The organism is Flintibacter hominis (assembly GCF_014287965.1).
GTDB classification, from domain to species: domain Bacteria; phylum Bacillota; class Clostridia; order Oscillospirales; family Oscillospiraceae; genus Lawsonibacter; species Lawsonibacter aceti.
The window spans coordinates 202,179-228,708 of the sequence record NZ_JACOPO010000002.1 but is presented as its reverse complement, the minus strand read 5'-3'; the positions used below and the strand labels follow the sequence as shown (position 1 = coordinate 228,708).

The following is a 26,530-nucleotide window of genomic DNA, read 5'->3' as shown; positions in this document are numbered from 1 at the left end:
CCACAGGCCGAATAGCCTGCGGGTGTTTTGCTGTTTAGGCGAAATACCGTCCTTCTTATAGGGGCGCATATTGCGTGACCGTCATATTTCAACAGAAGCGGCCCCCGATGGACCTTGGCGCAAATCTGATGGCCTGTCGTGCCTGCGGCGCGCCACTTTCCAGAGAAGGAAAGTGGCCAAAGTTCTCCGGGGTCTCGACCCCGGACCCCAGGGGAGCCATCCGGGCAGCGATTTTGTATCTCCGGTGCGGCGGTCATCGAAAAGCAAGCCGTCCCCCATCCGCGCGTCCCACGCGCTGACTGTCTGTCACCGCCGGCCGCCGCTCCCACGGGATAATAGGCACCTGGCGGGGTGCCAATCACGGGGTGCTTCTGGAAGGCGGCCCGGCGGCCTTCCTGATTTTAAGCGCCGGATCTTCCCCCAAGGCTCTAAGTAGTGCGTCCCCCGTAAAACGGGGGAGCGGGGGTGGGGCCCCTGTGGGCCCTGTCCACCGGGGCCTGCCCCGGTGGCGGTTTGGTTCCTTTTCTGCCATGGGCAAAGGAACCCGCCGCTGTCTCTCTATGCCCAGCGCATCCCCCACATCGTATTTTTAATAAAAACGCCTGCCCCTCTCAAATGGAGGGGCAGGCGTATCAGTTTGAGATAAGGCTTAGAAGATGCCCTGTGCCATCATGGCGTCAGCGACCTTCTGGAAGCCCACGATGTTTGCGCCGGCTACCAGGTCATAGCCCAGGCCATAACGCTCGGCAACTTCCACGGAGGAGTGGTAGATGTTCTTCATGATGCCCTTCAGCTTGGTGTCCACTTCCTCAGCGGTCCAGTAGAGGCGCTCGGCGTTCTGGGCCATCTCCAGCTCAGACACGGACACGCCGCCGGCGTTGACGGCCTTGGAAGGAGCGACCACCATGTGCTTCTGGCTCTTCAGGAACTCCAGAGCCTCGTTGGTGGTGGGCATATTAGCCACCTCGATGTAGTATTTCACGCCGGACTCAGCGATCTTCTTGGCCCAGTCGAGGTTGACATCGTTCTGGGTAGCGGCGGGCATATAGATGTCCACGTCCTTGACGCCCCAGCACTTGGCGTTGGGAACGAACTCGCAGCCGAACCGCTCGGCATAGGGAGCGCAGTGCATAGGATCCTTGGCGCGCATCTCCAGGATGTAGTTCAGCTTTTCCTCGGTGTCCACGCCATCAGGATCGTGGATGTAGCCGTCAGGACCGGCGAAATAGGTAACCTTGGCGCCCAGTTCAGCGGCCTTCTTCATGATGCCCCAGCCCACGTTGCCGTAGCCGGACATGGCGATGCGCTTGCCCTCGATGGACTCGCCGTCGTGCTTCAGGGCCTCGCACAGATAATAGACAGCGCCGAAACCAGTGGCCTCGGGACGCATGATGGAACCGCCGGTGCAGACAGCCTTGCCGGACAGAGCGCCGAATTCGGCGGCACCCACGATGCGGCGGTACTGACCGTACATATAGCCGATCTCACGGCCGCCGCAGCCCAGGTCGCCGGCGGGGCAGTCGATGTCCTGGCCGATGTGGCGGTACAGCTCGGTGATGAAGGCCTGGCAGAAGCGCATAACCTCGGCGTCGCTCTTGCCCCGGGGATCAAAGTCGGAGCCGCCCTTGGCGCCGCCGATGGGCAGGCCGGTCATGGCGTCCTTGAAGACTTGCTCAAAGCCCAGGAATTTAATGATGGACAGGTTTACAGAGGGGTCAAAGCGGATGCCGCCCTTATAGGGGCCGAGGGCCGCGTTGTACTGCACACGGTAGCCGCGGTTGACGTGCCAAACGTGGTTGTCATCCTCCCAGGTGACACGGAACTCGATGGCGCGCTCAGGCTCCACCATACGCTCCAACAGAGCGGCCTTCTCATACTCGGGATGGGCGTTGATGACGGGCTCCAGAGAAGACAGAACCTCCTCTACGGTCTGCAGGAATTCGGGCTCGTTGGCATTTTTGGCCTTGGTATCGGCCAGCACGCGCTCAATGTACTTGTTCATTGTGACATTCCTCCTGTTATAATATGTTGTACGGGATGAATTGACAGATTACTTGCATTTTGCCGAGATACAGAAATTTTCGCTAGGAAAATCCTGAATCAAGGTCCTTTATATGTATAGCATATCATAAAAAATGGAAGAGTAAAGCAAGATTTTTGTGGAGGTTACCACAGCTAAATGACTGTGGCAGAGAAAAGCAGCACCAAAAAACGGCCGTTTCAACAAAAAGAAACGGCCGTTTTTGGTGAATATGCAAGTTTTCAGTCAAAGGCTAGTCCCAGGTAGCCCGTGGACGACCAGTCCCAGCCTTCCGCCCCTTCCGAATCCAGCCATTTCAGCATCCCGAAGGGGACCGGAGAGCCCTCCCGGACTGGGGAGCGGACCTCCAAAATGGAGGCCCCCAGCAGGGAGAGCAGGCGCCCCTCCTCCTGGACAAAGCCGGCGGCCTGGGGGCCGGCCAGCAGCTCTTTTACCACGGCCTTCTCCTGGCTGGCCCACTCCACACACAGCAGGGCGGGACCATAGGGGGTATCAGCCCGGTAGAGCCCGCCGCCGCCCAGGGCACAGCAGCCGGCCTGATAGGTGAGGGTGTCCTCGGGATAAAAAATATGGGGGATATCCTCCAGCAGCTCCTCCCGCAGAGCGCCGTAGCCGGCCGGGGACAACGCCTCCAGGGAGAGGGACGGCGGGACAGGGGAGCCGGGGCGCTCCGCATTTAGTTGGCTGACCTGGCTCTGGTGAACAAAGCACTCCCGAAAGCCGTTGGCCCCAAAAAAGTTGTGGAGGCTGGGTTCGGCCGGGACGGTGGTGACCGCGGGGATAGACAAGGTGCGGAAATACTCGTCCGCCCCCTTCAGCAGCCGGGCGGCCAGCCCCTTTCCCCGGCAGTCCGGATGGGTGGCCACGGCGTAGAGGTAGGCTGTCCGGAATTTTCCCCGGCCCGGCACCACAAAGACGGTGTCGAACCAGGCGGTCATAGAGCGGACCTGCCCCTCCTCCTCCAGTACCAGCACCCGGTCCGGGCGGTAATAGGTGTGAAAAAAATTGTCCACATAGGCCCCGTCGTCGCCAAACGCCAGGGACCAGAGCGCCCGCAGGGCGGGGACGTCTGCGGGAAAGGAAAGTCGTGTGTCCATGTCGGTTCCTCCATTGTAAAGATAAAAAGGCCTCCGGAGGGAGGCCTTGGGGTATGAATCAGTACCCAGGGTACACGTCGCTCTTTTTTGGCATGATGATGGCACAGATCAGATAGGCCCAGAGACCCACTGAGAAGGCAAAAAAGGCGATGACCCAGCCCACTCGGACCAGAGTGGGGTCGAGGTCAAAGTATTCCGCCAGACCACCGCACACGCCGCACAGCATTTTATAACTGCCCTCGGTCCGATACAATCGTTTAGATCCCATCAAGTATTCCCTCCAATGTGATATGAGATGACTTCCTCTTTCTGATACCAGCATACGCCAAAGCCGGTGAAAAATCCATGGGAAAAAGATTAAAAGAAGATAAAAAGCGGATGGAAATGCCAATCACTATCGGCGGTACAGCCAGGCCTTGCGGACGAGCAGGGCGGCGGAGATGGTGAAAAACACCTCCAGCGCCGAGGAGACCATCTGGGGGATGAGAAACAGGACCCCGCAAATGCCTACGATAATAAACCAGGCCCGGAGCAGGGGAACATACCGGTCCGGCTGACGCCGGTATAGGGCGAGCAGGGCGACCAGCAGGGCCAGCATCAAAAGGACACAGGCCAGAGCGGCCAGGATCACATGCAAGTCGGCGTATCGGGGAAACTGCTCCGGGAGATAGGGGATGGCTAGAGCATAGCAAAGGGACAGGCAGGCGGCCAGGGTGAGCAGAATGGCGGCGGTTTGAGCCACACGGCTGCGCAGAATGGAGGCCAGCTTCATCAGCATCAGGAAGAAATAGCCTCCCGCCAGCACGCCCCAGTAGAGAAAGCCCCGGTAGTGGTCTGGCCCGGTCACCGCGATGACGGAAAAATTAGTGGAGAACCAGGCTCGACTGCCCGCAAAGAGCAAGGTGTAGGCCGGGATTAGAAAGCAGGCGAACAGATCCAACAGGAGGCCGCTCCGCCGTGGACCGCCTCTCATGGGCGCTCCACAGCGGCCACCAGGTCGCCCCGCTCATTAAAATATACCTTGCGGATGTCGCTGCCGGTGACCTTCTGGATATCGTCCAGCCGAAGCCCCTCGGTAATAGTAGATACCAGGGAGAAGGCGACCCCGTGGCGCTTAGCCCGGCCAGTGCGGCCGATGCGGTGGATATAGTATTCGTTCTCGTCCGGGACATCATAGTTAAAGACGGCGTCCACATCGTCGATATCCAGCCCACGGGCAGCCACATCGGTGGCTACCAGTACCCGGAGCTGGCCGTCTCGGAATTTCTGGAGCGCCTTTTCCCGCTGGCGCTGCTGGATATCGCCGTGGATGGCCTCGCAGGAGATGCGCCGCATGGACAGCAGACCGGCCAGGCGGTCTGTCATGTTTTTGGTGTTGCAGAAGGCGATGACACGCTCATAGTCGCCCATGTCCAGCAGCCGGGCCATAGTGTCCGCCTTCTCCCCCCGGTCTACATCCAGGCGGTACTGGGCGATATCGGGCTTGTTGTCCTGATCAGCGTGGACGGTGATTTCCACCGGGTCCCGCTGATAGACCCAGGAGATGTCCATTACTTCCCGGGAAATGGTGGCGGAGAACATCCCCAGGTTCCGGCGCTGAGGCATTTTGTCCAGAATGTGGGTCACATCCCGGACAAAGCCCATGTCCAGCATCCGGTCGGCCTCGTCCAGCACAACAGTTTGGACCTGGTCCAGCCGGACTGTGTGCCGCTTCATGTGGTCCATCAGGCGGCCGGGAGTGGCCACCACGATCTGGGGGGACTTTTTCAGCTGGGTGATCTGCTTTTCAATGGGCTGCCCGCCATAGAGGCAGACTACCCGCACGCCCTCTTTAAAGGCGCACAGGTCCCTTAGCTCGTCCTGGATCTGGATGGCCAGCTCACGGGTGGGGGCCAGTACCAGAGCCTGGACCGCGCTGCTCTCCGGATCAATGTGCTCCACCATGGGGATGCCAAAGGCGAAGGTCTTTCCAGTGCCCGTGGGAGCTTTGGCGATGACGTCCTTCCACTCCATGAAATAGGGGATGGCGCCGGCCTGGACAGGGGTGGCCTGAACATACCCCTTCTTCTCGATGGCCCGCATCAGTGCGGGAGAGAGGTCCAGCTGGGCATACCGGACCGATTCGTTGACAGATGTTCCGTTGATCTCCATGTTTGTTGTTCCTTTCTGTGTTCGTGGATGTGATCCAAGGCCTTCCAAACAGACACAGAAAAAACGCCCTTCCCGGCGCGGCCCCGAATCAAAAAGGACGAAATACATCGCCCCCAATATTATTCCATAATAAATTATAACGTTTTCTCTGCGGTTTGTCCATCTTTTTCCAAAAAGAGAGAACCGGCCCCATCCCAAGGACAGAGCCGGTTCTTTCAAGAAGGAATCGAGAATGAGAGAAGGATCACCAGCCGAAGCTTCCAAAGGGCCACTGGTAGTAATAGCCGCCATTCGGGTTCTGCTGCTGGCCCTGCTGTGTGTTCTGCTGGTTCTGGTTAGCAGCCTCGGTCTCGGCATTTTTCTCGTCGAAGGTGACGGTCAGCTTAACCTCCTGCTGCTGGCGCACCACGGTGAGGGTGGCGGTGTCCCCGGCCTTGTAGTCGGAGGACAGGGCCGCTGTCAGAGCGGAGGGGGAGTCCACTGCGGTGTCGTCGATGGCGGTAATGATGTCATTGACCTGCAGGCCGGCCTTCTGGGCGCAGGAGCCCTCGGCCACATACTCCACTACCGCGCCGGCGGGGATGCCATAACGCTGAACGCTCTCGTCCACCACGTTGACCTGGACGCCCAGATAGGGCTTGCCGGTAACATAGCCGTGCTCGATGAGGTCAGAGATAATTTCCTTCACGTCGTTGATAGGGAGCGCGAAGCCCAGCCCCTCGGCGGACACACCGGAGGTGGACTCTGTATACTTGGCAGACACGATACCTACCACGTTGCCATAGCTGTCGAACAGAGGGCCGCCAGAGTTGCCGGGGTTGATGGCGCAGTTGGTCTGAAGTACATTGAGGGTAGTGGTTTCGGTCTGACCGTTGGCATTTTTGCTGGAGGTGGTGATCAGCCGGTCTAGGGCGGATACGATGCCGTCAGTGAGGGTATAGGTCAGCTCACCCAGGGGGTTACCTATGGCGTACACGCTTTCGCCTACCACCAACTGGTCGCTGTCGCCCAAAGTCACAGGCTGTAAGCCGGCAGCTTCAATCTTCAGTACGGCCACGTCGTTGTCCTTCTCACCGCCCACCAGTTTGGCGGTATATTTGTCTCCGTTGGAGAAGGAGACCTCAATGGTGACAGAGGAATCGTTGACCGCCTCCTCAATGACGTGGTAGTTGGTGACAATATAGCCGTCCTGGGTCAGTACAAAGCCGGAACCGCTGGCGGCGGAGGTGGTGGTCTGACCAAAGATGTTCACCGTGGTGTTTACCGTGATGCCGACGCAGGATGGCAGGTTGGCGGCATATAGCTGTTCAGGCGTCATGGGCTGGCCGCTGTTGGTGTTGACCATCGTATCCACCTGGGGGCGTTCCCCCTCATAGATTACGGTGTCGGGGGCGGTCAGATTTTGGTACACGGCCGCACCGCCAACGCCCGCTCCGCCGCCCACAACAGCGCAGGCCAGCAAAAGAGCGGCAATGCGCTTGCCGCGCCCCTTTTTCTTCGGGGGCTCGCTGGGATGAGCAGGACCACCAGAGGTGGGAATGGGGTCGGTATAGTCGCCGAAGCCACCCCGGTAGCCGTCGTTTTCACTGTTATAAAAGCTGAAGTCGGGATACTCCATGTAAATGCACTCCTTTCAAGAAGGGCCTTGGGGCCGCCCCTCTTTGAACTGTGGATATCATACCGCCGAAATATGAAAAAAGCATGAAGAAAAAGGATAAATTTTTTGAACTTTCCCAAAACAAAGTTTGAAACCAGGTCACATCTGCTCTGGCCGCTGGGAGAGAAGGGCGGCGATGTCCCGCACAGCGGCGGCGATGTCCAGCCGGAGCCCGCGGAACATCCCCATTCCGGCCAGATTCAGCAGAACCAGCAGCAGGATAGGCCCTAGAATCATACCCAGAACTCCGGCTACCTGCATCCCTACATAGATACTGACCAGAGAGGCGATAGGGGATAGACCAGTCTGGTCCCCTACGAATTTGGGCTCCATTACCCGGCGGAACATAGCAATAATGCCCCAGATGACCATGATCTCGATGGCGTCGAGGTAGTTGTGGGTAAACAGCGCGATGACGGCCCAGGGGACCATGACCGTGCCGGCGCCGATGATGGGGATAAAGTCCATAATGGCCAGTCCCAGAGCCAGCAGAAGGCCGTAGGGCTGACGGATGACAAAGAAGCCGATGAGCAGGATGAAGAATACCCCGATGGAGAGCAGCAGCTCCGCCTTCAAATAGCCTCCGAAGGCCCCCAGGGCGGTGGCCCGGACCTGCCCCAGAAAGTGGAGCGTCCCCTCGTCCAGATGTTGAGCGGCACGTGAGCGGAGATAGGGGTAGTCCGCCGTCAGCATAAAGGTTGCCATGACAAAAAAGACCAGAGCCAACAGAAAGGAGGAGAAGGAGACTGCCTTCTCTCCAGCATAGGTGGCCAGGTTCCCCAGGTCAGGGGCCGCCGAGGATAAGGTGTCCACCAGCCAGTCGAGAAAGCCCTGATCCGGGCCGGCGATCTGGATCGGGAACTGGGCCACCACCTGTTGAAACATCTGGTCCAGCTGGTCCAGTACACTGATGCCGGCAGCCACTACCCCGTCCCAGTTCTCCGCCAGACTGATGACCTGACGGACAACCGCGTAGCCCAGCCATCCCAAGGCGCTCCCTACCAGACCGAAGAGGAGGAGCAGAAGGAGCAAGGTCAGCACGCTTCGGGACCATCCCAGCTTGCGCTGGAACCACTTGACCAGGGGGTTGAGCAGGGCGGCAGCGATGAGGGCGCAGACAAAGGGGGCAAAAAGTGTCAGTAGGGGCCGTCCAAAAAAGGACACCAGAAGGACGGCGGCCAGAGACAGCACCAGCCGGATGGCCAGCCGCAGCCACAGGGCGCCCCGCTGGGGCCAGGTCAGTTGCCCAGGCTTCATTGGTATCATATCCCTCCCTGTTTTTCAGTATCCTACTCTACCTTACCAGAAAAAGCATGAATAAAATGTAAATTTCGGGATGCCTGCCTGTCCCAGAGAAAGAAAAAGGTCCGACTGCTCGCCACAGCCGGACCCAAAAAGAGTTTTATGTGCGATATACCAGACCAATTACATTGGGGCCGGCGTTGATGGACACCACACCACCGATGAGATACTCCAGGGCAGGCTCACAGCCTAGCTCCTGGCGGCAGGCTTCTAGCAGTTTGCCAGCCTGCTCCAGGTTATTGCCATGGACGACCAGATAGGGGCTGTTAGCGCTCCGCTCCTGTTTGCACAGCTCCACAACAGCGGAAATCGCGTTTTTCTCCCCCCGCGCCTTGGACAGTATCTTGGACTCGCCGTTGGCGAAGGTCATAATGGGCTTTAACCCCAGGGCTTCGCCCATGAAGGCTGCCGCGGCGGAGATCCGGCCGGATTTTTTGGCAAACCGCAGGTCAAGAGGGGCGAAGATCACCCGGACATGATCCACCCAATCCTGGATAAAATCCACGATCTCTCCCGCCTGGGCACCGGCAGCAGCCATCTTGGCCCCCTGCACCACCGCCCAGCCGTAGCCCATGGTGTAGTTTTTGGAGTCGATGATATGGATATGGAAGGTGTCCTGGGCATCGGGGTGGTCCTCATAGAACTCGTCCCGGGCCTGTATGGCGTTGCCATAGGTGGCTGAACCCTTGGAGTTGATAGAGGTGTGGATCAGATCGGTATAGCCCTCTTTCCACGCCTTCTCAAAGCATTCAGTGAAAAGATAGGGGTTCAACTGGGCGTGGGTCGGGATCTGAGGGCTGTCCAGTAGCATCTGAAAGAACTCGTCGGGAGTGAAGTCAAAGCCGTCCATATACTCCCTGTCGCCCATCGCGATGGGAAAAGGGAGGACCTGGATGTTCCACTCCTCCCGCAGAGCGGCGGGAATATCGGAAGCAGAGTCGGTAGAAAATTTAATATGAGCCATGGGGGGCCTCCTTAAAAAGATAGGATAAGCGCCTGGCGGGACATAAAAGGATCGAGAGTATTATCCCAGATGCCGGGGAGATTGTCAATGAACCCCTGCTCCGGCTAGAGCGGATCACTTCTTCCGCAGCCGGGTCCGGGTGCCGTCAGGATGTTGAATGAGGGTATTGTCCAGATGGGCCATCAGATTGGACTTACAGGCGGCGATATACTCCTGTCGCAGCAGGGCCCGTTCAGCCTCCTCCTCTGGGGTGAGGCCGGCGGGAGACTTGGTCTTCCGGGCCAGCTCATTGATGCGGTCGATCTTCTTCTGCTCCATGCCTTTCCCTCCCTTATTCCTGTTCTATCTCGCGTTCAAATACCAGCTCGATGGTCTCAATATGTCCAGAGGCCCGCTGAACGCTGGGCAGATAGCCCACATAACGCCAGCCGGCGGCGGCCCGGCTTCGAATGACTTCCTGGTGGCCCTCAGTCCGGATGCCGACGCCGCCGAACAGGCTGTACCCCCCGGCGGAGAGGGCCAGAACCTCAAATTCATATTCATAGTGTGCCATAGCTGTACCCTCCTATCCGGCGGCTTAAATATATCTCTCCAATACCAGCATGGTCCGTCCCTTTTTGGACTGGCCGGGGATCTCCCGGACCACGCACTTGCCCAGTCCGCGGCAGGTGAGAATGTCTCCCACATCCACCAGCTTGTCCCCTTTGAGACACTCCCGGTGGTTGACGGCCGCCTTGCCGGCGGAGATATAGGCCATGGCTTTGGAGCGGGACAGGGAAAAACCGGCGGCAAGCACCGCGTCCAGGCGAGGGGTGGCGACTGTGTCCCGGATGAGCCTTACCTTCGCCTCTCCAGGGGAAAGGGAAGCCAGAGGAATTTCCCGGAGCTTTAACCGCCAACGCCCGGCGGACTCCCACTGGGAGAGGAGAATGGGCAGTACCTCCCGGAGCAGGATCACCTGACAGGTCCTGTCGCCAGGGAGCAAGATGTCCCCCAGCTTTTCCCTCGTCAACCCCAGGCCCATAAGGGAGCCCAGAATATCCCGGTGTCTTAACTCGGAACCGGGAGGGAAGGCGGCCTCCAATGCGGCCAGCGGTCCCTCTGGGTCCAACAGGAGGTCGTTCTCATCCTGCCAGTCGGGGAGGAAGGCGCACAGGGCCCGCTCTGCGCCGGGAAAGCCACCCCAAAAGATATGGCGGGGCTGCCCCCAGGCGTTGAGTAAATCGGTGACAGAGGCCTGTTCACCCGGCGAGAGAAAGGGGGTATGGGCTGGGATGCCCCGGTCCTGAGCCAGTTCCAGCTTGTCCAGCACACGGGCCAGCAGCACCCGCTCCGCCCCGTCACGGGCGCAGCGGTCCAGAAGCTCCTTCTTGGTCACGACCCTTCTCGCCTCCCTCTGTTTGCCTGTTCAGTATACTGGACAGGACCTGGGATTGTCAACGAAAAAAGCCGGCCATGGGGAGCATGACCGGCCGCAGAGGGACAAAATTAGTACCGTCGGACTACCGCCACCACCTTGCCAACTATCTCGGCTTTGGTGCCGTCGATAGGCGGGTAATCAGGGTTTTGGGGAAGAAGCCAGGTGCGGCCGTCTTTTCTATGAAGGGTTTTGACGGTGGCCTCATCCTCAAAAAGGGCCACTACGATCTCACCATTCCGGGCCTCCTGCTGGCGGTGGACCACCACCAGGTCACCGGGCAGAATCCCGGCGTTCAGCATGGACTCGCCCCGGACCGTGAGGGCGAAGTGCTCCCCGGACAGACCGGCAGTGTCGAAGGTGAGGTAGTCCTCAATACACTCTTGGGCCAGGATAGGGGAGCCGGCGGCTACATTGCCAAGGATGGGTATTTGGTTGGCGTGGGGGTCCTCCTCCTCTGCCACCGGGCCCATGGATGCCCCCGGCAGGGAGATGGCGCGGGTCTTGCCCTCTGCCTTGACGATGACACCGGCCTCCTCCAGCCCCTTCATGTGGAAGTGGACGGTGGAGGGGGATTTCAGTCCCACCGCCGCGCCAATCTCCCGGACCGAAGGGGGATAGCCGTGCTGATTGGTAAAGGAGAGGATATAGTCATAGATCTGCTGCTGCTTGGCGGTCAGTTTGGCCATGGCAAGGGCTCCTTTCGGCAGACGGACAGAAAATTACACACTAAAATTTAGATGTATTTTATCATACATTTGTACGAATGTCAAACGAATGTTCCAAAAATAAGGAAGCCTCTAAAAAAACGCCAGGACCTAGAGGTCCTGGCGGGTAGCTTTGGATGTTCAGAGAGGGGGCATCTCCACAGAACCCTCCCGCTGGAGGCGCAGCCGGGCGTCGTAGAAGCCGGCCATGGTCACGGAGCGGTAGGGATAGAGCCACAGCTTTACCGGGATGGAGGCCAGCAGGAGAAGAAGGGCGGAGCGGGGATAGGAGAGGATAATCTGATAGACCATGTAGGCATCCCCGTAGTGCTCCAGGGAAAGAGACTGGAAGAAACCGCCCTGGACCAGAACCAGAAGTAGTGCCAGTGAGTAGAGAAGCAGGTCAAGCAGTTCCCAGCCGATGAAGGAAAAGGCCAGCTTGAACATCTCCCACTTCCATCCCCGCGTCAGCTCCACACTGCGGCGGACCGCGGCGAAGGCCCCATGGTCAGGGTGGTCGGCCAGCAAATAGTAGGCCAGGGCGTAGCGCAGAGAGACCCAATAAGAGAAAATCATGATGCCGGCAATTAGAACGGGGATCACAAGGAAGGAGAGGCTTGGGGAGAGAAGAACCGGAATTAGGACCAGCCAGACGACGGGGATGCACAGCAGGGACCAGGCCAGCATGTGGAGAAAGATCAGAATGGAGGTCATGATAACCAGCAGGGCCACGGAGAAGCCATCGGCTAGGGCGCCCAGTCCGGGAGACAGCTTCCGGGAGGTCCACATGGACCATAGCGTAAAGCCAAAGCCAACTACCGTGGAGTACAGGGAGAGGAGGATGGAAAGGAACAAAGCCGGCAGACTGATGTTTCCTGTGTCCGGGGCCGGAACAAGCAGGCCGGCCAGGGTGGAAACACCAGTGGTCATCAGCAGATATACCAAGGTGACCACCCAGAAGGAAGGACGGGAGACCCGAATGGCCTCCCTAGCCTGCCTTTTCAGTTCTCTGCGGTCGATCTCCATAAAAACTCTCCGTTCTTACTGTCATAGTTGGGGAAGGGCGCCGCTGCCAGCAGGAGCGAACCTTCGCTCCGGTCCATCCGCGCTGCTCGCGGCGGCTCAAACGCCTCTCTATTCCCACTTGTCCATGATTTGCCGAAGCTGATCGGCCAGCTTGGACAGATCCTTGTTGGAACGGCCCCGGCTGCGGCTGATAAGGTCGGCCAAGTCCTTGGACACATCTTGTAGCCGCAGGAAGGCGGCGGAGGGAGCGGAGGCGCCGCCTGTGGTCCGCTTGCTCTCCAGAACAACGCCCTTTGCCAGCATACGATTTCCCAGCAGATCATAGACCTCCTCATAGAGAGGCGCGTGGGCGGGGATGCCCCGCTCATTCAAATCATTTGCAAAGAGGTCTGTGATCTCACTATCCCCGTGTACCACGAACACTTGGTCCGGCTTGGGGGAGAAATGGCCGATCCAGTCCAGCAGGTGATCCCGGTCGGCGTGAGAGGACAGGCCGGGGAAATTCAGGATCCGGGCCCGGACGGCGATCTCCTCACCAAAAAGCTTTACACTTTTGGCCCCCTCCAGCAGACGGCGGCCCAGAGTGCCCTCCCCCTGATAGCCCACAAAGACCACAGCGCATTCGGGGCGCCATAGGTTGTGCTTCAGGTGGTGGCGGATGCGGCCGGCATCGCACATACCGGAGGCGGAGATGATGATTTTAGAGCTCTTGTCCATATTGAGAGCCTTGGATTCCTCGGTAGACTGGGTCAGGGTCAGGCCGGGGAAGGTGAACAGGTTGTCGCCACCCTGCAGGACGGCAATTGCCTCCTCGTCCAGGTAGCCGTGAAGATCGCCAGCGTAGATCTTGGTGGCCTCAGCGGCCAGGGGAGAGTCCACGCAGACGGTAAAGTTGGGGACCGATTTGACCATCCCCTCATTTTTGATCTCTCGAAGGAAGTAGAGCAGCTCCTGGGTACGGCCCACGGCGAAGGAGGGGATAACAATGTTGCCACCTTTGGAAAACACGTCGTCAATGAGGGCGGCCAGGGCCTCGGTATAGCTCTCTGGGGGCTGGTGGTTCCGGTCACCGTAGGTGGACTCCATGATGACATAATCCGCCTCTGTCACAAAGGAGGGGTCCCGGATGACAGGCTGGTCTACGTTGCCCAGATCGCCGGAGAAGACCAGCTTCTTGGTGACACCGTTCTCAGTGGCCCAGATCTCCACACAGGAGGAGCCCAGCAGATGGCCGGCGTCGCAGAAGCGGACCTTTACCCCCTCGCACAGCTCGAAGATTTGTCCGTACTCCTGGGTATTGAGGAGCTGGAGGGCCTCCTCCGCGTCTGTCAGGGTGTAGAGGGGCTCTACCTCCTCCCGGCCGGCCCGCTTTCCCTTCTGGTTCTGCCACTGGGCATCGCTCTCCTGAATATGAGCGGAGTCTCGGAGCATGATGGACAGCAGCTGGGCGGTGAGCCGGGTGGTATAGATGGGCCCGGAAAAGCCCTCCTTGACCAGCAGCGGAATGCGGCCGGAGTGGTCGATATGGGCGTGGGTGACCAAAACATAGTCGATGTAGCTGGGGGAAAAATCCAGGGCGTTGTCATCGTGCTCGTCCCGGCCCTGCTGGAGACCGCAGTCGATCAGGATCTTCCTGCCGTTGACTTCCAGACAGTGGCAGCTGCCGGTGACCGCGTGGGCCGCGCCAAAAAACGTAAGCTTCATGTAACAGTTCCTCCTTCGGTGCCGATTCTTGTCTTTATTGTACACGGACCAGGGAAGAAAATCCACAGGAAATTGTAAATTATGTGTAAAAGACGGGGGCTACAGCAGACCGAAATGTTCCAGAGCGGACAAAATACCGTCCTCATCCACTGTTCCGGTCACAAAGTCGGCGTGAGAGCGTACGAGAGCGTCGGCGTTGCCCATGGCTACTCCCACATGGGCGTGGCGGAGCATAGGAATGTCGTTTTCCCCATCGCCGAAGGCCATGGTGTCCTCCAGGGAGATGCCGAAGAAGTCCAAAATGGCGTCCATACCCTGGTCCTTGCCGCCGCCTGGGGAAATAATATCCACGAAATCTGGGTGCCAGCGCATGACCTCCAGTCCTGGGAAGGGGTCTCCTAAAGCCTGCTGCTCCTCCCGGGTGAGGAAGGCGGTGGCCTGAAACACCTGTCGCCCTTCCGCCCGCCGGGCGGGAGCGGAGGGGGGGAGGGGGACAGCTAGCTGCTTGGGGAACACCTGAGCCCGCGGCCCCGGGTTTACAAGGTAGCAGTCCTCCTCCTCCAAAAAGATACAGGGGATAGTGGAATGCTCCATCAGCTCCACCAGAGCTTTCACCCGCTCCGGAGCGAAGGGGACGCTTCGAAGCACCCGGTCCTGAGCAAAGCAGTATTGGCCGCTGAGGGTGATGCAGCCATCGAAGGGAAAGAGATCCCGGACCGACTGACTCATGACTTTGTGGCGGCCTGTGGACAGGAATAACCGGATTCCCTTCTCCCGCAGGCGGTGGAGGCCCTCCAAGACAGCGGGAGAAATTGTGTGGGTCTGGAAGCTAACCAGAGTGCCGTCGATATCAAAAAAAATGGCTTTTACCATGATACAATCAAACCTTTTCCAATAGGATTCGCATGAACAAAACCTATTGTACACTAAGAACGGGCAGATTTCCAGACGATCTTTTCTGGAAGGGAGAGCAGCGGCGAAAAACAGGCATAAAAGCCCCCACTTGTCCCATAGGATGGAGCAAAAGGGGGTGAAAACATGGCCTATGAAAATGAGAAGCTTCGGCCGGACACAGGCCACCATGTGATCCTAGAGGACCGGGAGCAGCTAATGATATCGGGGGTGGAGGAGGTGGAAAGCTTTGACGAGAGCGCCATCTTCCTGACAACTGCCCAGGGGGGGCTGGAGATCCAGGGGGAGGGGCTCCACATCGAAAAGCTGTCCTTGGACGGAGGAGATCTGAAGGTCGAGGGGACGGTGAACGCCCTGATCTACGAGAGCGGCGGGCGGGAGCAGGGCGGTCTGCTGGGCCGCCTATTCGGCAGATGACCATCGATACCGTTCAGCAGGGTCAGGCTCTGTGCCAGGCTCTGGCGCTGGGGGCGCTGTTTGGGCTGCTGTACGACCTGTTCCGTATTCTGAGAGTCCGGGTGAAGCTGCCCGTGGTGGGTCCCCTGCTGGATCTGGTGTTCTGGCTGGTGGCCACGGGGACTCTGTTTCTCTGGTCCCAGGGGGCCTGGGGGGGACAGATCCGTTTCTACGGCGCCTTGTTCTGCATGGCGGGGGGAGGGGTATACTTCTGGGTAATCAGCCCCTGGTTTTTGAAGCTGGGCTACTTTATGGCGGATATCGTCACCTTCCTTTTGGGAATTTTGACCTTCCCGCTGGCCCTAGGGAGGGCTGTTTTAAAAAAATTCGGAAAACTTGCGAAAAATACCTTTCTTTCCGGCGTGAAATGGTATAGAATAGGACAGAAAACCGAGGAGATGGAGCGCGCGGTCCGCCGACGAGCCGCCAGGGAGAGAGGAGAGGATGTCTATGAAGCTGAAGCGAGCTGGGTTTTTGACCAAAATCGTGGTGCTGGCCCTGCTGATCTATATGGCCACCTCTCTTCTGGACCTGAGGGGCCAGATACAGACAGCCCAAGTCCAGCGGGATACGCTGGCCCGGCAGGTCAGCGACCAGCGGCTGGAAAACCAGGAGCTGGAGGCCGCCATCGAAAACAGCGACGATCCTGAGATGCTGGAGCAGGTGGCCCGGGAAAAGGGCCATGTGAAGCAGGATGAGATCGTCTATATCGATGTGGCCAACTGAGCGATCCAGTCAAACGGGCTCTCCAGCGCCGTAATCTGTGTGTGGCGGCGCGGGGAAATTTACAAGGAGGATATTTCGGTCAGTTATGGAGTTTGGTGTTGGGTCCATCTTGGACGGTAAGGTAACGGGAATTACAAAGTTTGGGGCCTTCGTGTCCCTGCCGGAGGGAAGATCCGGCTTGGTCCATATTTCAGAGATCGCCTATTCCTATGTCAACGAGGTGTCCGACCACCTACAGGAGGGGCAGGAGGTCAAAGTGAAGGTCATCGGCATCGACCAAGCCAACCGGATCAACCTGTCCATCAAGCAGGTGGCTCCGCCCCCCCAGCGTGGCCCCCGTCCCAACGGAGGCGGCCGCCCCAGTCAGGGCGGCGGACGGCCCATGGGCTTTGCCCGGCCCGCCCCCAAGGAACCCAGCGATTTTGAGGACCGGCTCAAGCAGTTCATGCAGTCGTCAGACAGCAAGCTGTCCGAGTTGCGCTATATTGAAAAAAAGGGCGGGAACCGCCGGGGAGGCGGCCGCCGGTAAGCGGGATATGACAGGGCCGCCGCATATGCGGCGGCCCTGATTTTCACAAAAGAAAACGCCCCGTATGGGGCGTTCAGTCCCACGGGAAGAAAGATACCGTGGGGAAGCATATTGGTCGAGCCGTTTTAACTGTAACAAAATATCTCAAAAGAGTCAATGGGAGCCTTTGTCGCTTCCTGTCAGTGGAGGAAAATATGCTTATTATCAATGGGACCGTCCACACCATGGATGGCCTAACCATCCCCAACGGATATGTGGCCGTGTCTGGGGACAAGATTGCCAAGGTGGGGCCTATGGAGGAGTGCCCCGACCACTGGGAGGGAGAGACCCTGGACGCACGCCAGGGCCATATCCTGCCCGGCTTTATTGACGCCCATTGTCATCTGGGGATGTTCGGTGACGCCCTGGGCTTTGAGGCCGACGACGGGAACGAGGCTACCGACCCCTGTACCCCCCACCTCCGGGCCATAGACGCGGTCAATCCGCTGGACCGGTGTTTTGAGGAGGCCCGTCAGGCCGGTGTCACCACCGTACTCACCGGGCCGGGCTCCGCCAACCCCATCTCCGGTCAGTTCGCCGCCATTAAGACCACCGGAAAGTGGGTGGACGCCATGGTGGTCCAGGCACCGGCGGCCATGAAGCTGGCTCTGGGAGAAAATCCAAAATGCGTTTACAACGAGCGGCATGAAACCCCGGTCACCCGTATGGCTACCGCCGCCATCATCCGGGAAAACCTGGCCAAGGCCCTGGAGTATGGAGAGAAGCTGGAACGAGCCGCGGAGGACGAGGAGGAGGACAAGCCCGACTATGACGCCAAGCTGGAGGCCCTGCTGCCCGTGGTCCGAGGGGAGCTGCCCGTCCACATTCACGCCCACCGGGCGGACGACATTGCCACCGCCATCCGTATCTCCAAGGAGTTCGGACTGAAGTGCGTCATCGTCCACGGCACGGAAGCCCATCTGATCCCCGAACTGCTGGTCCAGGAGGGGGTGCCTGTCATTACCGGGCCCTGCCTGGGGGACCGGTCCAAGCCGGAGCTGGCCAATATGACCATCGAATCCCCGGCGGTCCTCGCGCTCCACGGAGTCAAGACGGCCATCTGTACCGACCACCCAGAGGTGCCGGTCCAGCACCTGGCCCTGTGTGCCGCCATGGCGGTGAAAGGTGGCATGAACCCGGAGGCCGCCCTGGCCGCCATCACCATCAACCCCGCTCAGATTGCCGGGATCGATAACCGGGTGGGCTCCCTGACGCCGGGGAAGGACGCGGATATCGTCATCACCTCCGGCCACCCCATCAATCTGTTCAGCCGGGTCCAGACGGTGCTGATCGGCGGACAGCGGATAAAGGGATAGGTCCAGGAAAATTTAGAAAAAATTAACAAAAGCCTATGGATATTTTTCGTGCTTGTGGTATAATAGATTAACGGTGGGAGGGAACTCCCTCTCCGCTGGAGAGGTGAGTCCCTCCCGTCGCTATACCTTGCCTGATAGGGCGAAAGGAGCGAAAGTTATGAAATTTGTGTTCACGGACAAAAAGGTGACCCTGCCCAACTTCATCCACAAGTACGCGGAGAAAAAGGTGGGAAAGCTGGACCGTTTTTTTAAGGAGGATGCCACCGCCTCGATCACGTTCAGTGTGGAGAAGGAGCGGCTGAACAGGGTGGAGATCACCATCCGCTCCAGCGGCACTATTTTCCGGGTATCTGAGAGTACCTCTGATATGCAGGCGTCCATCGACGCCGCGGTAACCACCCTGGAGCGTCAGATTCGGAAGAACAAGACCCGGCTGGAGAAGCGGCTGCGCCAAGGGGCCTTCGAGCGGGCGGTGGATGCGGCGGAGGTCTCCTCCTTCGCCCCAGAGGAGCCGGAGGAGGGCGAGTACCGCATCGTCCGGAGCAAGACCTTCCCTATCAAGCCTATGAGCCGGGACGAGGCTATTTTGCAGATGAATCTGCTGGGGCACAGCTTCTTCGCCTTTAAGGACGAGGAGGCCGGTGGGGCCTTCGCCGTGGTCTACCGCCGGTATGATGGGGACTATGGTATTATTGAAGACGAGCAGTAAGATAGTTGTCCGGGGAGCGGGATTCCGCTCCCCGGTTTTTTATGGCTGATTCTGTTTCCAAGAGGAGAGGCCGGTTGACGACTGGTGTCCTGGGCCGTATAATGAAAGAAAACTTTGTTTGGAGGGCGGGGCATGAGCCGTGAAAAGGTCCTATCCCTGCTGCGGGAGCGGCAGGGAGACTATTTGTCCGGGGAGGCGATGAGCCGGGAGCTGGGCATCAGCCGAGCGGGCGTATGGAAGGCCATTGAGGGCTTGCGGCAGGAGGGGTACACTATCTCCTCCGCCCCAAACCGGGGCTATCGGCTGGAGGCGGGCCCTGACCGCCTGCGGGCGGGGGAGTTGTCCGGTCCCCTGTCCGGCTCTCTGGTGGGCGGCAGCCTGCTGTGCCTGGATGTCATCGACTCCACCAACACAGAGTGCAAGCGTCAGGCTATGGCCGGCGCGGCCGAGGGACTGGTAGTGACGGCGGAGGAACAGACCGGAGGCCGGGGCCGCAGGGGCCGCTCTTTCCAGTCGCCCCGGGGGAAGGGGCTGTATCTCTCCGCCTTGCTGCGGCCCCGGCTGGAGCCCGCCCAGGTGGCTAATTTTACCGCCTGGGTGGCGGTGGCAGTGTGCGATGGCATCCAGGCTGCCTGCGGGCTCCGTCCCCAGATCAAGTGGACCAACGACATCATCCTCAACGGGAAAAAGCTGGTGGGGATCCTCACGGAGCTGGGGCTGGTTAGTGAGAGCAACGATTTGGACTATCTGGTTACCGGAATCGGGGTCAATGTGAACCAGAGCGCCGGGGACTTTGACCCGGAGATCCGGGATATGGCCACTTCTTTGGCCCTGGCTCTGGGGCGGCCGGTACGCCGGTCGGAGCTGGCGGTTCAGATTATCCGGGCCCTGGACCGAGCCTATGCCGGTTTTCCGCAAAACCAGGGCGAATATTTGGAGAAGTACAGGGCCGACTGCATCACCATTGGCAGGCAGGTCCAGGTCATCACGCCCATCTCCCGGCGAGAGGGATTCGCCGTCGCGGTGGACGACGGCTTTGACCTTCTGGTCCAGTTTCCGGACGGAACAGAGGAGGCATTTTCCTCCGGGGAGGTGTCCGTCCGGGGAATGTATGGATATGTGTGATTAAGCAATAAAGGGCGGAGGACTTTGACAGTCCCCCGCCCTTTATTTTGACGGTGTCCGCCCAATCGGAGAGTTCAATACAAAGAAAAGCGGAGTCAAGTTAAAAGTGAATCCTTATCGTTAAGAAATTGCAAAAATGAAGAAGGAGCAGCTGGATAATTCCCACAAAAATAATACTAATTATGTTATATTCCTATAATATGAAATTTATAAGGAAAAGAAAATTCATCCGCTGTCGCGTTCTGAGGGGAAAAAGCGGTCTGACTGAGTAATCATGTAGTCCACAAACAGCTGAATCAGAGCCCGACTGCCTTCCTGTTTGCGGTAAGTGAGATAGATGTTTCTGGTAGACAGCTCCGGCGGGAGGCGGTAAAAAAAGTGGTTAGAAGAGGGAGCGACCCGGTAGAGGGACGAATCCCGAATAACGGTGATGCCAGACCCCTCATTAGACAGATAGTAGGCTGTGAGCAACTGGTCCATGTAGTGGATTACTTTGGGAGTAAAACCGGCTGACTCACACAGCTTTTGCAGCAGGTCGTGGCTGTGATTGCCCGGTTTGAGAGAGATAAAAGGTTCGTCCCGAAAGGCGGCCATATCCACAGGGGGGACATGATCATCTAAATGGAGCCGCCGGCGCACCTCGTCAAAGGTGAGCCGGTAGCGCCGAAGCTTTTCGTTGCAGGGCAGCTGGGCCGGGACAGCCAGGACCATATGCTCCTGGGCCACGACTGTGCTCTCCAAAGCACAGTCGTGAATTTCATTTACATCTAAACTAAAGTCCAACTGGCCCCGGGTCAACATCTGCAGGCCCCGGTTACTGCTGGTTTCCACAGGATTGACCTGGACGGCAGGGTGCAGGGATTGGAACTGCTGGATTAGTTCAGGCAGTACATAGGTGCAGTAAAACGTGCCGCTCCCAATCGCCAGGGAGCCGTGCTCTCCCTGGCTTAAATTATCGAAATACTCTGACATCTCCTGCTCGATGGCCTGAAATCGCTTGATGCAGCTGATATAGTATTCCCCAGCCTGAGTGGGGCGGATGGGCTTCTGAGAGCGGTCAAACAGAGTGGCGTGCAGGCTGCGCTCGGTCCGAGCTACGATCGCGCTGAGAGCTGGCTGGGAAATATATAGATTCTTGGCGGCTTGGCTGAAGCTGCCGTCCAAATAGATCTGGTAGATATACTCCATGTTTTTTTCCATTGGGGTCACCTCCACACTAAATATTATAGCATATATAACTTTAAAATTATAGAGCAATAATACAAAAAATATTTGAAATAGAACGAAACTCTCATCTATTATGTGCATAGTGGAACTGCTCTTTCCGTCTCCGCCTCTGGACGGTGGTGTCAGAGAGAGCCGGACCCCAGGCCGGCAAAAGAGCGGAAAATTGAGCGGCGGCTGGTCAGGGGCGAGTACCCATCATATGAAAAAGGAGAAGAGAGAAATGCTAAAAAAAATACCCCTTTGGGTCCAGATCCTGATAGGCATTGCCATAGGCGCTATTATTGGTGTGGCAGTGCCAGATATCGTACCCTACATCAGCTTCCTCGGCGATATCTTCCTGCGTCTGCTGAAGATGCTCATAGCGCCCCTGGTTCTGCTTACCCTGATCAATGGCGTGTGTAAGATGGGCGATGTGGGAATGCTCCGCAAGGTGGGCGTCCGTATCGTGATCTATTACATGATTACCTCTACCCTGGCGTCCGCTGTGGGCGTGATTGGAGGCGTGATCACCCAGCCCGGCAAGGGAGTTACCGACCTGCTGACCTCCGAGGCTGGTGAGGCTGTTGAGTACAACTTCATCGACAACATGGTGTCGTGGATCCCGGAAAATATCTTTACTTCCCTATCCGAGGGCAATACCCTTCAGATCATCTTCTTCGCCATCTTTATGGGCTGCGTCTTACTGGTACTGGGCGACCGGGTGAAGCGCCTGGTGGATCTCGTCGACCAGGGGGCCGAGGCTATGCTGAAGATGACCGAGTATGTCATGGCCTTCTCTCCCATCGGCATCATGGCCCTGATTGCCGACATGGTCACTACGATCAGCGCCAACATGATGAAGCAGGTCATCGTTTTCATCACTACTGACTGGGTGTGCTGCCTGCTGGTCATGTTCCTGATGGAGCCCATTATCGCCGCTGTCCTGGGCCGGGTCAATCCTATGCGCCTGTTCAAGAAGATCGCTCCGGCCATCATCGTAGCCGCCTCTACCTCCTCCAGCGCCGCTACCCTGCCCGTTTCCATGAAGATTGCCGACAGCAAGCTGGGCGTACCGGAGAAGATCTACGGTTTTACCCTTCCTCTGGGCAACACCTGTAATATGAACGGAATGGCTGTGGCTGTGGGCGTCATCAGCGTCTTTGCTTCCAATCTGTACGGCTATGAGATTACCTTGGGAAGCCTGATCCAGTTTGTATTCCTGGGTCTGATTATCTCCATCGGCGCCGCCGGCGTCAAGGGGGCTGGCGTGGTCATGTCTACTGTGCTGCTCCAGACCCTGGGGATGCCCTTGACTCTGATCCCCATCCTGGCCGCCATCTGGCCTGTGATTGATCCCTTCCACACCACTGCCAACAATATTGATGACCTGGTAGGCACTGTGGTGGTGTCCAACTCCCTGGGCGAGCTGGACAAAAAGGTTTTTGACGCCGACTGAGCTCCCGTAAACAACCCAGATGAGTGAACAGGGGCTCCGGCTGTCCAGAGCCGGGGTCCTTGTTGCCTACTGACCGCCCCAATGGGCAGAAAGGAAAAGAAATAGAGCTATGGCACTGCAATTCAACAAGTATATTTTGCAGATGAAGCCCTCCGCCTCCATGGAAACCATGGCAAAGGCTAAAAAGCTGAAGGCCCAGGACCCGGAAATCATCGACCTGGCCGGCGGGGAGCCTGACTTTGACACCCCCAAGAAGATCTGTGACGAGCTGTTCCGCCAGATCAATGCGGGTTTTACCCACTATACCGTAGGTCCCGGCCTGCCGGAGCTGCGCCAGCGCATCGCTGACAAGCTGGAGCGGGAGAACGGCTGCCACTACGACCCCAGCGGCGTGGTAGTCACCCCCGGCGGAAAGTACGCCATCTATATCGCCGTCCGGGCCCTGGTAAACGCCGGGGATGAGGTGATGTACCTGACTCCGGGCTGGGTGTCCTATCCCTCCATCATCCAGGCATCCGGCGGCGTTCCGGTGGAGGTGGACCTTGCCTATGAGGATCGCTACCGCATTACCCTGGAGCTGCTGGAGGAGAAGGTGAGCGCCAAGACCCGGATGCTCATTATCAACTACCCCAACAACCCCACTGGCCGGGTGCTTACCCAGAAAGAGGCCCAGGTGCTGCGCCAATTCATGCTCAATCACCCCGACCTGGTGCTGCTCTCCGACGAGATGTACGAGCGCATCCTCTTTGACGGCCAGGAAAACGTGAGCCCCGCCTCCTTCCCCGACATTGCCGACCGTGTCATCACAGTCAACGGCTTCTCCAAGAGCGTGGCCATGACAGGCTGGCGGATCGGCTACCTGGCCGCTGACACCAAGATCGCCTCTATGGCGGCGATGCTCTTCTCCCACACCATCAGCTGCACCAGCGGGTTTATCCAGAAGGCTGCCGCCGTGGCCTTTGACTGCGGCGAGGAGATCGAGGAAATGCGCCGCCGCTATCAGCAGCGCCGCGACCTCTTCGTCAACGGGCTGAACCAGATCCCTGGCGTCCACTGTGAGATGCCAGAGGGGGCCTTCTACGCCTGGACTAATTTTGAGATCCCCGGTATGGACTCCAATCAGGTGTGCGAGTTTATTATGGAAAAGGCCAAGGTAGTAGGTGTGCCCGGCGTGTCCTATGGGGACAAGACGGGCAGCCGCATCCGCTTCTCCTTCGCGGCGGCGGACGACCAGCTGGCCCAGGCAGTGAAAAACATCGCCGCGGCGATGGCACAGATAGGAGAGAAAGTATGAGCAACATTGGCTGTAAAGTAGTGACGGATTTTGTCCGCCCTGATCCGAAGCTGGTAGAGGCCTTCCGGGGAATGCCGGTGGCCAACATTGACGACAACATGGGCCGCACTGCCGCTGTCCATCAGAGCATCCGGCCGCTGAACAAGGTTCCCCTGGTAGGGGTTGCCTTTACCATCAAGGTGCCCCAGGGGGATAACCTGATGTTCCACAAGGCCATGGATCTGGCCAAGCCGGGCGACGTCATTGTTATCGACGCTGGCGGCTTTGATGACCGGTCTATCTTTGGCGAACTGATGGCCACCTACTGCAAGGTGCGGGGGGTAGCCGGCCTGGTGGTGGATGGAGCCATCCGGGACCAGGAGGCTCTGTGTGAGATGGATATGCCCATCTACGCCAAAAGCACTACCCCCAACGGCCCCTATAAAAATGGGCCTGGTGAGATCAATGTCCCAGTGGTCATCGGCGGCCGGGTGGTCCGCCCCGGCGACATTCTAGTGGGGGACCAGGACGGCCTGATCGTCATTCCGCCTGAGCAGGCCCAGGAGGTGCTGGAAAAGACCCGCGCCACCATGGAGAAGGAGGCCAAAATCATGGAGGATATTTTGACCAAGGGCACCTACATCCGCCCATGGGTGGATGAGAAGCTGAACGAGATCGGCTGCGACATGATTTGAGCATAAGAAAGGGAGCGGGCCATGTGGACCCGCTCCCTTTTCGCAAGCGATATTGGATGAGAAAAGGCCACCCCGTTCATAGCGCGGGGCGGCCTTCTTTTTCATGCCTGCGCTTCAAAGACTTTGGCGAACTCCTGTCCGTCCATGGTCTCGTGCTCCAGCAGGTACTGGGCAATCGTGTCCAGTTCCTTCCGGCGCCGGGTGAGGATATCCTCGCACCGGGTGTAGGCCCGGTCCACAATGACTTTGACCTCCTGGTCGATCTGACCGGCCACCTCCTCCGAGTAGGTGCGGGCCTGGGCCATAGAGCGGCCGATAAAGATCTCGTCACTCTCGTTGCCATAGGCGATGGTCCCCAGCTTGTCGCTCATGCCGTACTTGGTGACCATGGCCCGGGCGGTCTGGGAGGCTTTCTGGATGTCGCTGGAGGCGCCGGTGGAGATATCTCCCAGCACCAACTGCTCGGCCACCCGGCCGCCCAGGCAGACGGCGATGCGCTCCTCCAGCTCACGGCGGGACAGATAGGCCTTGTCCTCGCTAGGCAGGGAGATGGTCATGCCGCCGGCGGGACCACGGGGGACGATGGTGATTTGATGGACTGGGTCCTGGCTGTCCAGGTCATGAATGACCACCGCGTGGCCCGCCTCGTGATAGGCGGTGAGCTTCCGGGCGTGCTCCGTGACCACCCGGCTCTTCTTTTCGGGTCCGGCGATGACCTTCAGCATGGCCTCATGGAGATCGGACATGGTGATGAACCGCTTGTCCTCCCGAGCGGCCAGCAGCGCCGCCTCGTTGAGCAGGTTTTCCAGGTCGGCGCCAGTAAAACCGGCAGTGGACCGGGCAATCTGGTTGAGAGATACGTCCTCTGCCAAGGGTTTCTTCTTGGCGTGGACCTTCAGGATCTCCTCCCTGCCCTTGATATCAGGCAGACCCACATAGATCTGCCGGTCGAACCGGCCGGGGCGGAGGAGGGCGGGGTCCAGGATATCCTGGCGGTTGGTGGCCGCCATGACGATGACCCCCTCGTTAGAGCCAAAGCCGTCCATTTCCACAAGCAGCTGGTTCAAGGTCTGCTCCCGTTCGTCGTGGCCGCCCCCCAGGCCGGCGCCGCGCTGGCGGCCCACAGCGTCAATCTCATCAATAAAGACGATGGCGGGGGCGTCTTTCTTTGCCTGATCGAACAGGTCCCGGACCCGGCTGGCGCCCACACCCACATACAGCTCTACAAAGTCGGAGCCGGAGATGGACAGGAAGTGGACTCCCGCCTCGCCGGCCACAGCTTTGGCGATCAAAGTCTTGCCGGTGCCCGGAGGGCCCACCAGCAGTACGCCCTTGGGGATGTGGGCCCCCAGAGCGGTGAATTTCTGGGGGTCACGGAGGAACTCCACAATCTCCTGGAGTTCCTCCTTCTCCTCCTCGGCCCCGGCCACGTCGTCAAAGGTGACCTTCTTCCCCTGGTCCGACAAAGTCTTGGTCCGGGCATGGCCAAAGCGGGAGGCGCCAGGTGCGCCTCCTCCGCCCCCCATGCTGGCCATCCGCTGACGGTAGAGGACAAACAGCAGAAAGCCCACAGAGAGCAGGACGATGAGGGAGGGCAGCCAGTTGTACCACCAGGAGTTGGCCAGTCCAGGGGGATAGTCATAGCTCTCCAGGATGCCGGCGGCCAGTTGGTCGTCAATGAGCTCACGCATATCCATATAGAAGTAGGTGAGGGCCTGGTCGGACATCTCATAGGTGACCGTGGTGGTCTGGTCACCCTCGCCTCGAAGCGTCAGGCGCAGGGTGTTGTCCTTCAGGGTGAAGGACTGGACCTGCTCCTGGAGGAAGTAGGACCGGATCTGACTGTAGGTAGGGGCCTCCGTCCGGTTCATCTGCTGAAGGCTGGTGACAGCGAAGACCATCAACAGGATGACCAGCAGATAGAGGGTCAGGTCGCGGGAGCTCATTCGTTTCATAATGGGATCATGTCCTTTCCGGCGGCAGAGATCCACAGGGAGGGTCCGCCAAAACACTCCCCTTGGC

General features: G+C 58.7%; 26 protein-coding genes and 1 pseudogene. 10 read left to right on the top strand and 17 right to left on the bottom strand.

Annotated elements, in window-relative coordinates; genetic code table 11:
- Positions 1-649: 649 nt before the first annotated feature.
- The 15 genes from gdhA to H8S11_RS04315 all read right to left on the bottom strand — a co-directional run bounded on the left by gdhA (position 650) and on the right by H8S11_RS04315 (position 14,939).
- Positions 650-2,002 carry an NADP-specific glutamate dehydrogenase gene (gene gdhA / locus H8S11_RS04385; protein ID WP_147572750.1) on the bottom strand — a complete coding sequence of 451 codons (1,353 nt, stop codon included), beginning with the start codon at positions 2,000-2,002 and terminating at the stop codon, positions 650-652.
- Between the two features lie 260 nt (positions 2,003-2,262).
- The gene (locus tag H8S11_RS04380) at positions 2,263-3,138 is read right to left on the bottom strand and encodes a GNAT family N-acetyltransferase (RefSeq protein WP_186852316.1); all 876 of its coding nucleotides are present in this window, start codon (positions 3,136-3,138) and stop codon (positions 2,263-2,265) included.
- 58 nt (positions 3,139-3,196) lie between these two features.
- Positions 3,197-3,406 (bottom strand): PspC domain-containing protein, encoded by a 210-nt coding sequence (locus H8S11_RS04375; RefSeq protein ID WP_147572747.1) that lies wholly within the window; start codon positions 3,404-3,406, stop codon positions 3,197-3,199.
- 126 nt (positions 3,407-3,532) lie between these two features.
- Positions 3,533-4,111, bottom strand: coding sequence for a hypothetical protein (locus H8S11_RS04370; RefSeq protein ID WP_147572745.1), 579 nt, complete (start codon positions 4,109-4,111; stop codon positions 3,533-3,535).
- The gene (locus tag H8S11_RS04365) at positions 4,108-5,289 is read right to left on the bottom strand and encodes a DEAD/DEAH box helicase (RefSeq protein WP_186852315.1); all 1,182 of its coding nucleotides are present in this window, start codon (positions 5,287-5,289) and stop codon (positions 4,108-4,110) included. Before H8S11_RS04365 ends, H8S11_RS04370 begins: the two co-directional genes overlap by 4 nt.
- A gap of 244 nt (positions 5,290-5,533) precedes the next feature.
- Complete coding sequence (locus H8S11_RS04360) at positions 5,534-6,907, bottom strand: S1C family serine protease (protein ID WP_186852314.1); 1,374 nt, start codon at positions 6,905-6,907, stop codon at positions 5,534-5,536.
- Positions 6,908-7,045: 138 nt separating this feature from the next.
- Positions 7,046-8,203: a sporulation integral membrane protein YtvI gene (ytvI, locus tag H8S11_RS04355; RefSeq protein WP_186852313.1), complete on the bottom strand. Its 1,158-nt coding sequence runs from the start codon at positions 8,201-8,203 to the stop codon at positions 7,046-7,048.
- 145 nt (positions 8,204-8,348) lie between these two features.
- Positions 8,349-9,212, bottom strand: coding sequence for a DegV family protein (locus tag H8S11_RS04350; protein WP_186852312.1), 864 nt, complete (start codon positions 9,210-9,212; stop codon positions 8,349-8,351).
- Between the two features lie 114 nt (positions 9,213-9,326).
- Positions 9,327-9,530, bottom strand: coding sequence for a DUF896 domain-containing protein (locus tag H8S11_RS04345; protein WP_186852311.1), 204 nt, complete (start codon positions 9,528-9,530; stop codon positions 9,327-9,329).
- 13 nt (positions 9,531-9,543) lie between these two features.
- Positions 9,544-9,765: a DUF4177 domain-containing protein gene (locus H8S11_RS04340; protein ID WP_147572737.1), complete on the bottom strand. Its 222-nt coding sequence runs from the start codon at positions 9,763-9,765 to the stop codon at positions 9,544-9,546.
- A 24-nt stretch (positions 9,766-9,789) separates the two neighbouring features.
- Entirely contained in the window at positions 9,790-10,590 is an 801-nt protein-coding gene (locus H8S11_RS04335; protein WP_186852310.1) for a YlmH family RNA-binding protein, read from the bottom strand.
- 110 nt (positions 10,591-10,700) lie between these two features.
- On the bottom strand, positions 10,701-11,318 hold the full coding sequence (lexA, locus tag H8S11_RS04330) for a transcriptional repressor LexA (RefSeq protein ID WP_186852309.1): 618 nt from the start codon (positions 11,316-11,318) through the stop codon (positions 10,701-10,703).
- A 159-nt stretch (positions 11,319-11,477) separates the two neighbouring features.
- Complete coding sequence (locus H8S11_RS04325; RefSeq protein WP_186852308.1) at positions 11,478-12,362, bottom strand: DUF975 family protein; 885 nt, start codon at positions 12,360-12,362, stop codon at positions 11,478-11,480.
- 108 nt (positions 12,363-12,470) lie between these two features.
- Complete coding sequence (locus H8S11_RS04320; protein ID WP_186852307.1) at positions 12,471-14,066, bottom strand: MBL fold metallo-hydrolase RNA specificity domain-containing protein; 1,596 nt, start codon at positions 14,064-14,066, stop codon at positions 12,471-12,473.
- A gap of 99 nt (positions 14,067-14,165) precedes the next feature.
- Positions 14,166-14,939: a Cof-type HAD-IIB family hydrolase gene (locus H8S11_RS04315; RefSeq protein ID WP_186852306.1), complete on the bottom strand. Its 774-nt coding sequence runs from the start codon at positions 14,937-14,939 to the stop codon at positions 14,166-14,168.
- 165 nt (positions 14,940-15,104) lie between these two features.
- On the opposite strand from H8S11_RS04315, the gene H8S11_RS04310 reads away from it, so the two are divergent.
- The 7 genes and pseudogenes from H8S11_RS04310 to H8S11_RS04285 all read left to right on the top strand — a co-directional run bounded on the left by H8S11_RS04310 (position 15,105) and on the right by H8S11_RS04285 (position 19,878).
- Positions 15,105-15,395: a YabP/YqfC family sporulation protein gene (locus H8S11_RS04310; protein ID WP_147572728.1), complete on the top strand. Its 291-nt coding sequence runs from the start codon at positions 15,105-15,107 to the stop codon at positions 15,393-15,395.
- Positions 15,392-15,649: pseudogene (gene yabQ, locus H8S11_RS14180) on the top strand (spore cortex biosynthesis protein YabQ); the annotation flags it as partial. The gene H8S11_RS04310 and the pseudogene yabQ, both read left to right, overlap by 4 nt.
- Before the next feature lie 235 nt (positions 15,650-15,884).
- The gene (locus tag H8S11_RS04305) at positions 15,885-16,160 is read left to right on the top strand and encodes an FtsB family cell division protein (RefSeq protein WP_147572725.1); all 276 of its coding nucleotides are present in this window, start codon (positions 15,885-15,887) and stop codon (positions 16,158-16,160) included.
- Positions 16,161-16,245: 85 nt separating this feature from the next.
- On the top strand, positions 16,246-16,689 hold the full coding sequence (locus H8S11_RS04300) for a S1 RNA-binding domain-containing protein (RefSeq protein ID WP_186852305.1): 444 nt from the start codon (positions 16,246-16,248) through the stop codon (positions 16,687-16,689).
- Between the two features lie 194 nt (positions 16,690-16,883).
- Positions 16,884-18,044 carry an amidohydrolase gene (locus tag H8S11_RS04295; RefSeq protein WP_186852304.1) on the top strand — a complete coding sequence of 387 codons (1,161 nt, stop codon included), beginning with the start codon at positions 16,884-16,886 and terminating at the stop codon, positions 18,042-18,044.
- 157 nt (positions 18,045-18,201) lie between these two features.
- Complete coding sequence (hpf, locus tag H8S11_RS04290; RefSeq protein ID WP_147572720.1) at positions 18,202-18,753, top strand: ribosome hibernation-promoting factor, HPF/YfiA family; 552 nt, start codon at positions 18,202-18,204, stop codon at positions 18,751-18,753.
- 132 nt (positions 18,754-18,885) lie between these two features.
- On the top strand, positions 18,886-19,878 hold the full coding sequence (locus tag H8S11_RS04285) for a biotin--[acetyl-CoA-carboxylase] ligase (protein ID WP_186852303.1): 993 nt from the start codon (positions 18,886-18,888) through the stop codon (positions 19,876-19,878).
- Between the two features lie 225 nt (positions 19,879-20,103).
- Here H8S11_RS04285 and H8S11_RS04280 read toward each other — a convergent pair whose 3' ends face one another.
- A complete protein-coding gene (locus H8S11_RS04280; protein WP_186852302.1) occupies positions 20,104-21,078 on the bottom strand; it encodes a LysR family transcriptional regulator in 975 nt (324 codons plus the stop codon).
- A gap of 247 nt (positions 21,079-21,325) precedes the next feature.
- On the opposite strand from H8S11_RS04280, the gene H8S11_RS04275 reads away from it, so the two are divergent.
- The 3 genes from H8S11_RS04275 (at position 21,326) to H8S11_RS04265 (ending at position 24,508) form a co-directional block, all read left to right on the top strand.
- Positions 21,326-22,540: a dicarboxylate/amino acid:cation symporter gene (locus H8S11_RS04275; protein ID WP_147572714.1), complete on the top strand. Its 1,215-nt coding sequence runs from the start codon at positions 21,326-21,328 to the stop codon at positions 22,538-22,540.
- A gap of 109 nt (positions 22,541-22,649) precedes the next feature.
- Complete coding sequence (locus H8S11_RS04270; RefSeq protein ID WP_186852301.1) at positions 22,650-23,834, top strand: pyridoxal phosphate-dependent aminotransferase; 1,185 nt, start codon at positions 22,650-22,652, stop codon at positions 23,832-23,834.
- Positions 23,831-24,508, top strand: coding sequence for an RraA family protein (locus tag H8S11_RS04265; protein WP_147572710.1), 678 nt, complete (start codon positions 23,831-23,833; stop codon positions 24,506-24,508). The genes H8S11_RS04270 and H8S11_RS04265 overlap by 4 nt, the downstream gene beginning before the upstream one ends.
- A gap of 101 nt (positions 24,509-24,609) precedes the next feature.
- Here the strand turns inward: H8S11_RS04265 and ftsH are convergent, their stop codons facing one another.
- The gene (ftsH, locus tag H8S11_RS04260; protein ID WP_279287538.1) at positions 24,610-26,463 is read right to left on the bottom strand and encodes an ATP-dependent zinc metalloprotease FtsH; all 1,854 of its coding nucleotides are present in this window, start codon (positions 26,461-26,463) and stop codon (positions 24,610-24,612) included.
- Positions 26,464-26,530 lie beyond the last annotated feature (67 nt).

Coding starts and splice junctions, on each gene's coding strand:
- H8S11_RS04360 (WP_186852314.1), bottom strand. CDS start 6,907: ATGGAGTATCCCGACTTCAGCTTTTATAACAGTGAAAACGACGGCTAC.
- H8S11_RS04375 (WP_147572747.1), bottom strand. CDS start 3,406: ATGGGATCTAAACGATTGTATCGGACCGAGGGCAGTTATAAAATGCTG.
- H8S11_RS04275 (WP_147572714.1), top strand. CDS start 21,326: ATGCTAAAAAAAATACCCCTTTGGGTCCAGATCCTGATAGGCATTGCC.
- lexA (WP_186852309.1), bottom strand. CDS start 11,318: ATGGCCAAACTGACCGCCAAGCAGCAGCAGATCTATGACTATATCCTC.
- H8S11_RS04305 (WP_147572725.1), top strand. CDS start 15,885: ATGAAGCTGAAGCGAGCTGGGTTTTTGACCAAAATCGTGGTGCTGGCC.
- ftsH (WP_279287538.1), bottom strand. CDS start 26,463: ATGAAACGAATGAGCTCCCGCGACCTGACCCTCTATCTGCTGGTCATC.
- gdhA (WP_147572750.1), bottom strand. CDS start 2,002: ATGAACAAGTACATTGAGCGCGTGCTGGCCGATACCAAGGCCAAAAAT.
- H8S11_RS04365 (WP_186852315.1), bottom strand. CDS start 5,289: ATGGAGATCAACGGAACATCTGTCAACGAATCGGTCCGGTATGCCCAG.
- H8S11_RS04270 (WP_186852301.1), top strand. CDS start 22,650: ATGGCACTGCAATTCAACAAGTATATTTTGCAGATGAAGCCCTCCGCC.
- H8S11_RS04280 (WP_186852302.1), bottom strand. CDS start 21,078: ATGGAAAAAAACATGGAGTATATCTACCAGATCTATTTGGACGGCAGC.
- H8S11_RS04300 (WP_186852305.1), top strand. CDS start 16,246: ATGGAGTTTGGTGTTGGGTCCATCTTGGACGGTAAGGTAACGGGAATT.
- hpf (WP_147572720.1), top strand. CDS start 18,202: ATGAAATTTGTGTTCACGGACAAAAAGGTGACCCTGCCCAACTTCATC.
- H8S11_RS04370 (WP_147572745.1), bottom strand. CDS start 4,111: ATGAGAGGCGGTCCACGGCGGAGCGGCCTCCTGTTGGATCTGTTCGCC.
- H8S11_RS04320 (WP_186852307.1), bottom strand. CDS start 14,066: ATGAAGCTTACGTTTTTTGGCGCGGCCCACGCGGTCACCGGCAGCTGC.
- H8S11_RS04310 (WP_147572728.1), top strand. CDS start 15,105: ATGGCCTATGAAAATGAGAAGCTTCGGCCGGACACAGGCCACCATGTG.
- H8S11_RS04325 (WP_186852308.1), bottom strand. CDS start 12,362: ATGGAGATCGACCGCAGAGAACTGAAAAGGCAGGCTAGGGAGGCCATT.
- H8S11_RS04350 (WP_186852312.1), bottom strand. CDS start 9,212: ATGGCTCATATTAAATTTTCTACCGACTCTGCTTCCGATATTCCCGCC.
- ytvI (WP_186852313.1), bottom strand. CDS start 8,203: ATGAAGCCTGGGCAACTGACCTGGCCCCAGCGGGGCGCCCTGTGGCTG.
- H8S11_RS04340 (WP_147572737.1), bottom strand. CDS start 9,765: ATGGCACACTATGAATATGAATTTGAGGTTCTGGCCCTCTCCGCCGGG.
- H8S11_RS04380 (WP_186852316.1), bottom strand. CDS start 3,138: ATGGACACACGACTTTCCTTTCCCGCAGACGTCCCCGCCCTGCGGGCG.
- H8S11_RS04345 (WP_186852311.1), bottom strand. CDS start 9,530: ATGGAGCAGAAGAAGATCGACCGCATCAATGAGCTGGCCCGGAAGACC.
- H8S11_RS04315 (WP_186852306.1), bottom strand. CDS start 14,939: ATGGTAAAAGCCATTTTTTTTGATATCGACGGCACTCTGGTTAGCTTC.
- H8S11_RS04295 (WP_186852304.1), top strand. CDS start 16,884: ATGCTTATTATCAATGGGACCGTCCACACCATGGATGGCCTAACCATC.
- H8S11_RS04285 (WP_186852303.1), top strand. CDS start 18,886: ATGAGCCGTGAAAAGGTCCTATCCCTGCTGCGGGAGCGGCAGGGAGAC.
- H8S11_RS04265 (WP_147572710.1), top strand. CDS start 23,831: ATGAGCAACATTGGCTGTAAAGTAGTGACGGATTTTGTCCGCCCTGAT.